Here is a 7,237-nt window from a genome sequence, read left to right on the forward strand (position 1 = left end):
GCCTCCCTGCCCCCCGTCCCCCTCACCGGCTCCGTATTCCAGACCGAACCGGCCGAGCTGTACCGGCGGATGCGCCGCGAGCACGGCGCCGTGACCCCGGTCCTGCTCGACGGCGACGTACCGGCATGGCTGGTGCTCGGATACCGCGAGCTCCACCAGGTCACCGGCGACCCCGTCCTCTTCAGCCGCGACTCCGGCCGCTGGAACCAGTGGGACCGCATCCCCGACGACTGGCCCCTGCTCCCGATGATCGGCCGCAGGCAGCCGTCGATCCTCTACACCGTCGGTGAACGCCACCGCGAACGCGCCGCGATGATCAGCAACGCCCTCGAGTCCGCCGACCCCGCCGAACTGCGCGGTCACGCCGAGAGGTTCGCCGACCAGCTGATCGACGCCCTGTGCTCCAAGGGCCGGGCAGACCTCGTCGCGGAGTACGCCATGCTGCTCCCGGTGCGGGTCCTTGCCCGGCTCTTCGGCTTCCCGGACGAGCAGGGACCGGGCCTGGTGGCCGCGCTCAACGACATGATCGACGGCCGCGGACGAGCCCTCGCCGGCCAGACCCATCTGGCCACGTCCATGGCCCGGCTGGTGGCCCGGCGACGGGCCGCGCCCGCCGACGACGTCGTGTCACGGATGCTCGCCGACCGGGGCGGATTCACCGACGAGGAGATCGTCCAGGACCTCATGGTGATGATGGCGGCGGGCCACCAGCCGACCGCCGACTGGATCGGCAACTCCCTGCGGCTGATGCTGACCGACGACCGGTTCGCGGCCTCCCTCTTCGGCGGCCGCAACAGCGTCGCCGACGCCATGAACGAAGTGCTCTGGGAGGACACGCCCACGCAGAACGTGGCCGGCCGCTGGGCCTCGCGGGACACCCAGCTCGGCGGCCGCCGCATCCGGGCCGGGGATCTGCTGCTGCTCGGTCTGCAGGGCGCCAACTCCGACCCGCAGGTCCGCACCGACGGCTCCGAACTCACCGGCGGCAACGGCGCGCACTTCTCCTTCGGGCACGGCGAGCACCGCTGCCCGTTCCCCGCGCAGGAGGTCGCCGAGGTCATCGCGCGCACGGCCGTCGAGGTCGTACTGGACCGCCTGCCCGACATCGACCTGGCCGTCCCACACCGGTCCCTCACCCGCCGCCCCTCGCCCTGGCTACGCGGCCTGACGGGTCTGCCGGTCCACTTCACCCCCGTACCCGTGCTCTGACGCGCGCCGCTTTCGCCCACACCCCGCGCCTCCGCCACCGAACTCCGCCACAAGCCGGTGGTGACCCAGAACGACCTGCTCACCCTGCCGGTCCGCCTGACCTCGTAGGTCTGCAACAGGTTGGTGCATTCCGACAAGTCCACGGGCCGGAGGACCCGTCTCATCGAACGGACACGTTTCCGTCCGGTTTCGCCGAAGAGATACCCTCCGGCTCGTGGCTGAGATCCAGATTCCCGCTGACATCAAGCCCGCCGACGGTCGATTCGGCGCGGGCCCCTCCAAGGTGCGGACGGACGCGCTGGACGCGCTGGCCGCCACCGGTACCTCCCTCCTCGGCACCTCCCACCGCCAGGCTCCGGTGAAGAACCTGGTCGGCAAGGTGCGCGAGGGGATCTCCCAGCTGTTCTCGCTCCCGGACGGCTACGAGGTCGTCCTCGGCAACGGCGGCTCGACGGCGTTCTGGGACATCGCGACCCACGGACTGATCGAGAACAAGTCCCAGCACCTCACCTTCGGCGAGTTCAGCTCGAAGTTCGCCAAGGCGTCCAAGCTGGCCCCGTGGCTGGCCGAGCCGACCGTGATCGCCAGCGACCCGGGCACCCACCCGGAGCCGGTCGCCGAGGCGGGCGTCGACGCCTACGCCTTCACGCACAACGAGACCTCCACCGGTGTCGCCATGCCCATCCAGCGCGTGGCCGGCGCCGACGAGGGCGCCCTGGTCCTGGTCGACGCCACCTCCGGCGCCGGCGGCCTGCCGGTGGACGTCAGCGAGACCGACGTCTACTACTTCGCCCCGCAGAAGTCCTTCGCCTCCGACGGCGGCCTGTGGATCGGCGTCTTCTCCCCGGCCGCGATCGAGCGCGCCGAGCGGATCCACGCCTCGGGCCGTCACGTCCCGGAGTTCTTCAGCCTGCCGACGGCGATCGACAACTCCCGCAAGAACCAGACGTACAACACCCCGGCGCTCGCCACTCTCTTCCTGCTCGACCAGCAGCTGGAGTGGATCAACGGTCAGGGCGGTCTGGACTGGGCGGTGCGCCGCACGGCCACCTCCGCGCGCACGCTGTACGGCTGGGCGGAGGACGTGAAGTTCGCGACCCCGTTCGTCGCCGACCCGGCGAAGCGCTCCCAGGTCATCGGCACGATCGACTTCGCGGACGAGATCGACGCGGCCGCCGTCGCCAAGGTGCTGCGCGCCAACGGCATCGTCGACACCGAGCCCTACCGCAAGCTGGGCCGCAACCAGCTGCGCGTCGCGATGTTCCCGGCGATCGAGCCGTCGGACGTCGAGGCCCTCACGAAGTGCGTCGACTACGTGATCGAAAAGCTGTAACTCCCTGGTCAACTCCCCTAGGGGCGCACGCGGGCGCCCGGCCATCGGACCGGGCGCCCCCCGCGCGGCGCGGCCCGCACGTCGGCCCCGCGCGTCCTAGTGACGCCGGCCCAGCCGCCGGATCCCGAACACCGCCGCCGCGGCGACCACCACCGCGAGCGCGCCGAACTTGACGTTGTCGCCGAGGCCCCCGTCGCTCGCCCCGGAAGCGTCCGAACTCCCGCCCGCAGCCGGTGTCTTGGAGTCGTCGCCCGGTACGTCCTCGGCCTGCACGGGGCTGTCCTCGCCCTCGCTGCCGTACAGGAGCTTGGTGCCGTCCGGGGAGTAGCTGACGGACTCGCCCTGGCCCTGCAACGGCACGTCAAGCCGGCCCTCGCGCTTGATCTTCCCGCCGTTCCAGGCGTAGTAGATCCCGCCGAAGTAGCCGCGCACGGCGAGCTGTCTGCCGTTCGGGGAGATGGCCGCGTCGGTGGCCCAGAGGTCGACGGGGGCGACGGGCCGGAAGATGTTGCTGCCCGAGGAGGAGAGCTTGGCGGGGCCCTGGTAGAGATGCCCGCCGTTCTCGTTCTTGTCGATGATGTACGCGCGGCCGGTCTTCGGGTCGACGACCAGCGACTCGGCGTTGCGCGCCCCGTCCGAGTACTTGACCACGTACTGCGTGGCCTTGATCGTCTGGTCGACGAGCTTCTTCGGCTCGGGCAGCCGGTAGATCCACACGTACGGCCACTTGCCGCCGAGGTTGTCCCCGATGTCACCGACGTAGATCTGGTCGTCCGGGCCGATGGAGATGGCCTCGACGTCACGCGGCCGGCCGACACCGCTGAGGGTGATCCGGGCGACGGTCCTGCCGGTCGCGCTGTCGACGGCGTAGATGTACGGCCCGTCGCTGCTGTCGTTGTGGGTCCAGTAGATCCCGGGGTGGAGACGGGAGGCGGCGAGCCCACTGGACTCCTTGATGCGCGGGTCCGTGATGGTGAACCCCTTGTCCCCCTTGCCCCCGTTGTCCCCCTTGCCGTCGGCGGCGGAAGCGGGCACGGCGAAGACGCCCACGAGCAGGACCCCGGCGAGAAGAGCGAACGGTCGGCGCATGTCCCCAAGCCTGCCATCCCGGGGGCCGGTTCACGGGGCACGCCCCTCGCGCCCACCGTGGCGGGCCTCACACCCCGCCCGTCCGCTTGATCCCTCCCTGATCGTCCATCATGAGCGGATGCTTAGGTTCATGCCGGTCGGCGACTCCATGACGATCGGGAGCGCGGGCGAACACACCTGGCGGTACCGCATGTGGCAGCACCTGCGCGAGACGTACGGCGGCCCGTTCGCCCTGGTCGGTCCGCGCGAGACGCTGCACGACAAGGCGACGGACGCGCCGACGTCGTACGAGTACGCGGACCCCGACTTCCCGCGCGCCCATCTGGCCGGCTGGGGTGAGGGCTGGGTGCACATGGCTCCGCTGATCGGCGAGGCGGTCCGCACGCACCGGGCGGATGTGCTGCTGGTTTCGCTCGGCCTGATCGACCTGGGCTTCTACACGAACGCGGAGCAAACGGCGGACAACGTACGGGCCTTCGTCGAGGAGGCGAGGTCGGCCAGGCCCCGGGTCCGGATGGCCGTCCTGCCGGTGATCCCGAACATCCGCGCGACCACCGACGAGCCGTTCGCGGCCCAGGTGACCCTCTTCAACGAGCTGCTGGCCAAGACCCTCGCGGACCTGGACGAACCCCGCTCCCCCCTCCTCCTGGTCTCGCCCCCGCCCTCGTACGACATCCACCTCGACACCTACGACGGCACCCACCCGAACGCGAGCGGCGAACACAAGATCGCGGCAGCCTTCGCAGACGCCATGCACCAGGCGTGGGACATCGGAGCCCCCTACGCGGAGTAGCGCCGACCGGGACAGTGACGCGGTCACCGTGCGTATCGTTGTACCGCCTGGCTGCACTCGCCCATGGGGCAGCCGGGGAGGAGTGCCACGATGACCGTCCTTGAAGACAGGATCGAGATGGCCGACGAGAGCGAGAAGCTCACACTGGACGCCCTGTTCGAGCGTCTTGAGCGCATGCCCGTCCCCGAGGGATACAAGGTCGAGATCGTCGAGGGAACCGTCTTCATGTCACCGCAGCGGAATGCGCATTGGCAGATCATCCGGAGGATCGTCCGGGCACTTGAAGACCTTTTCGGCATGGACGCCAAGATCGCCTCGGATGTGCGCATCGACTTCCCCGGCGTGCTCAACGGGCTGGCCCCGGATGTGGCCAAGCTGCGGGACAAGGCCGTACAGACCCCTCAAGGCGGCTGGTACTTCCAGGACGTCGAGTTCATCGGCGAAGTCATCTCAAAAGGTACGGCACACAACGACTACGGCCCCAAGAAGTCCACGTACGCCCTTGCCGAGATCCCCGTCTATCTCATCGTCGATCCGTACCAGGGCAAGTGCCACGTCTACACCCAGCCCAAGGACGGCGAATACCTCACCGAGCTGTCCGTCACGTTCGGAACGGACGTCGACATGACCACCACCCCCCTCGGCCTCACCCTGAAAACTGATGAGTTCCCCCGCGACTGACTGACAGAATCCGGTCCATGGCGATCATCCACAACACCACCGTCAAGCCCACCAAGCTGGAACTGCTCACCGACTGGCTGCCGACCCGTCCGTGGTACGCGGGGAACGGGACTCCGGAGCTGAGCAGGGCCGGCGGGTTCCGGCTGGATGATCCGGAGGGTGAGGTCGGGATCGAGTTCATGGTGGTCGTCGACGGCTCCGGCCCCGAGCCGACCGCCTACCACGTGCCCCTCACCTACCGCGGCGCCCCTCTCCCCGGCGCCGAGGACGCCCTCGTCGGCACCATGGAGCACGGCGTCCTGGGCCCCCGCTGGGCCTACGACGGCTGTCACGACCCGGTGCTGTACGCCCAGCTCCTCGCGCTGATCGAGGGCCGCGTCCAGGCCCAGGCCCAGAGCGTCACCGACACCCCCGACCACGAAGTCACCCGCTCCTTCACCGGCGCCTCTCTCCCCTCCCCCGACTGGCCCGTCACCGTCACCGACGACCAGGACGGCACCACCCTCGGCGAAGCCCTCCACCTCCGCCGGGTTCTGCGCCCCACCGCCCCGGACACCGCCCCCGAAGGAGCGACCGGTCATGTCATCGGCGCCTGGCAGTCCCCGGACGGCACCCGCGCCCGAGCCGTGTTCGCCTTCCTGAAGCCGGTCTCCTGAAGGTCCTTGCCTAGAGCGCACTCCACGCCGTTGGCTAGGTGGTCATGAAGTACACGCAGCTCGGACGCACGGGACTCAAGGTCAGCCGACTCGTCCTCGGCACGATGAACTTCGGACCGCAGACGGACGAGGCCGACAGTCACGCGATCATGGACGCGGCGCTGGACGCCGGCATCAACTTCTTCGACACGGCGAACGTGTACGGCTGGGGCGAGAACAAGGGCCGTACCGAATCGATCATCGGCAACTGGTTCGCCAAGGGCGGCGACCGGCGCGACAAGCTCGTCCTCGCCACCAAGGTGTACGGCAACATGGCCGCCGACGGCGAGTCGTGGCCCAACCACGACAAGCTCTCCGCCGTCAACATCCGGCGGGCGGTGGACGCGAGCCTCAAGCGGCTCCAGACGGACTACATCGACGTCTACCAGTTCCACCACGTCGACCGCGCCACCCCCTTCGAGGAGATCTGGCAGGCGATCGACACGCTCGTCACCCAGGGCAAGATCCTCTACGTCGGCTCCTCGAACTTCCCCGGCTACAAGATCGCCCAGGCCAACGAGATCGCCGCGCGGCGCGGCGGCACCATCGGCCTCGTCAGTGAGCAGTGCCTCTACAACCTCGCCGAGCGCCGCGCCGAGATGGAGGTCATCCCGGCCGCGCAGGAGTACGGCCTCGGGGTGATCCCCTGGTCGCCGCTGCACGGCGGCCTGCTGGGCGGTGTGATCAAGAAGGAGGTCGAGGGCGGACGCCGGGCGAGCGGCCGGGCCGCGGACTCCCTCGCCAACACCACCATCCGCGCGCAGATCCAGGCGTACGAGGACCTGCTGGACAAGCACGGCGTCGAGCCGGGTGAGGCCGCTCTCGCCTGGCTGCTCACCCGCCCCGGGGTGACCGGCCCGATCGTCGGCCCGCGCACGGCCGAACAGCTGGCGTCGGCGATCAGCGCCGTCGAACTGGAACTGAGCGAGGAACTGCTGGCCGGCCTCGACGAGATCTTCCCCGGCCCGGGCCCCTCCCCGGAGGCCTTCGCCTGGTAGGCGGCACGGCACGACGGTGTGGCGGCGGCGGTCGGCTCGGCTACTTCCCGAGCGCCGCCGCCAACGCCACCACCACGAACAACAGCACGAGCACACCGGCCATGATCCGGTTCCGGGTCTTCGGGTCCACGTACCCGAGCCTAACCGGCCCCTCCGAGCGCCCAGCGGGCGACCGCCTCGTAACGGGGCTGCTCGCCCGGGACGCCGGAGGTCGGCAGGTTGCTGCGCACGAGCACGAGTTCGGAGACCGTCCAGGTGCGGCTCGTGAAGTCCGCCAGGGCCGCCAGATACGGCCGTACGTCCCTCGCGTCCCGGCCCCGCGCGACCGTCAGATGGGGCTTGTAGCGCCGGTGCTCCCCCATCTCCAGCCCGGCCTTGCGCCCGGCAGCCTCCGCCCGGTCCGCCAGCAGCCGCAGTTCCTGTGTCTGGCCCTCGGCTC

8 protein-coding genes are annotated in these 7,237 nt (G+C 69.9%); 6 read left to right on the forward strand and 2 right to left on the reverse strand.

What is annotated here, in order from left to right; translation table 11 throughout:
• The first annotated feature begins 6 nt into the window (after positions 1 to 6).
• On the forward strand, positions 7 to 1,209 hold the full coding sequence (locus tag GRC12_RS39755; RefSeq protein WP_208785335.1) for a cytochrome P450: 1,203 nt from the start codon (positions 7 to 9) through the stop codon (positions 1,207 to 1,209).
• 214 nt (positions 1,210 to 1,423) lie between these two features.
• Positions 1,424 to 2,542 carry a phosphoserine transaminase gene (gene serC, locus GRC12_RS39760; RefSeq protein ID WP_208785329.1) on the forward strand — a complete coding sequence of 373 codons (1,119 nt, stop codon included), beginning with the start codon at positions 1,424 to 1,426 and terminating at the stop codon, positions 2,540 to 2,542.
• 96 nt (positions 2,543 to 2,638) lie between these two features.
• On the opposite strand, the gene GRC12_RS39765 is transcribed toward serC, so the two are convergent.
• A complete protein-coding gene (locus tag GRC12_RS39765) occupies positions 2,639 to 3,631 on the reverse strand; it encodes a WD40 repeat domain-containing protein (protein ID WP_208785330.1) in 993 nt (330 codons plus the stop codon).
• Positions 3,632 to 3,749: 118 nt separating this feature from the next.
• Here GRC12_RS39765 and GRC12_RS39770 point away from each other — a divergent pair, with 118 nt between their 5' ends.
• The 4 genes from GRC12_RS39770 (at position 3,750) to GRC12_RS39785 (ending at position 6,798) form a co-directional block, all read left to right on the forward strand.
• Positions 3,750 to 4,424: an SGNH/GDSL hydrolase family protein gene (locus GRC12_RS39770; RefSeq protein ID WP_208785331.1), complete on the forward strand. Its 675-nt coding sequence runs from the start codon at positions 3,750 to 3,752 to the stop codon at positions 4,422 to 4,424.
• Positions 4,425 to 4,514: 90 nt separating this feature from the next.
• Positions 4,515 to 5,105, forward strand: coding sequence for a Uma2 family endonuclease (locus tag GRC12_RS39775; RefSeq protein WP_208785332.1), 591 nt, complete (start codon positions 4,515 to 4,517; stop codon positions 5,103 to 5,105).
• A gap of 17 nt (positions 5,106 to 5,122) precedes the next feature.
• Entirely contained in the window at positions 5,123 to 5,761 is a 639-nt protein-coding gene (locus GRC12_RS39780; RefSeq protein ID WP_208785333.1) for a maltokinase N-terminal cap-like domain-containing protein, read from the forward strand.
• 44 nt (positions 5,762 to 5,805) lie between these two features.
• A complete protein-coding gene (locus tag GRC12_RS39785; protein ID WP_208785334.1) occupies positions 5,806 to 6,798 on the forward strand; it encodes an aldo/keto reductase in 993 nt (330 codons plus the stop codon).
• 140 nt (positions 6,799 to 6,938) lie between these two features.
• On the opposite strand, the gene GRC12_RS39790 is transcribed toward GRC12_RS39785, so the two are convergent.
• A partial coding sequence (locus tag GRC12_RS39790; protein WP_280117586.1) for a 2'-5' RNA ligase family protein occupies positions 6,939 to 7,237 on the reverse strand: 299 nt, incomplete at its 5' end.

This window comes from Streptomyces griseorubiginosus, assembly GCF_017614965.1.
Classification (GTDB): domain Bacteria; phylum Actinomycetota; class Actinomycetes; order Streptomycetales; family Streptomycetaceae; genus Streptomyces; species Streptomyces griseorubiginosus_B.

What these genes read in the sequence shown, in the direction of transcription:
- GRC12_RS39785 (WP_208785334.1), top strand. Translation starts at nt 5,806, where the DNA reads ATGAAGTACACGCAGCTCGGACGCACGGGACTCAAGGTCAGCCGACTC.
- GRC12_RS39780 (WP_208785333.1), top strand. Translation starts at nt 5,123, where the DNA reads ATGGCGATCATCCACAACACCACCGTCAAGCCCACCAAGCTGGAACTG.
- GRC12_RS39770 (WP_208785331.1), top strand. Translation starts at nt 3,750, where the DNA reads ATGCTTAGGTTCATGCCGGTCGGCGACTCCATGACGATCGGGAGCGCG.
- GRC12_RS39775 (WP_208785332.1), top strand. Translation starts at nt 4,515, where the DNA reads ATGACCGTCCTTGAAGACAGGATCGAGATGGCCGACGAGAGCGAGAAG.
- GRC12_RS39765 (WP_208785330.1), bottom strand. Translation starts at nt 3,631, where the DNA reads ATGCGCCGACCGTTCGCTCTTCTCGCCGGGGTCCTGCTCGTGGGCGTC.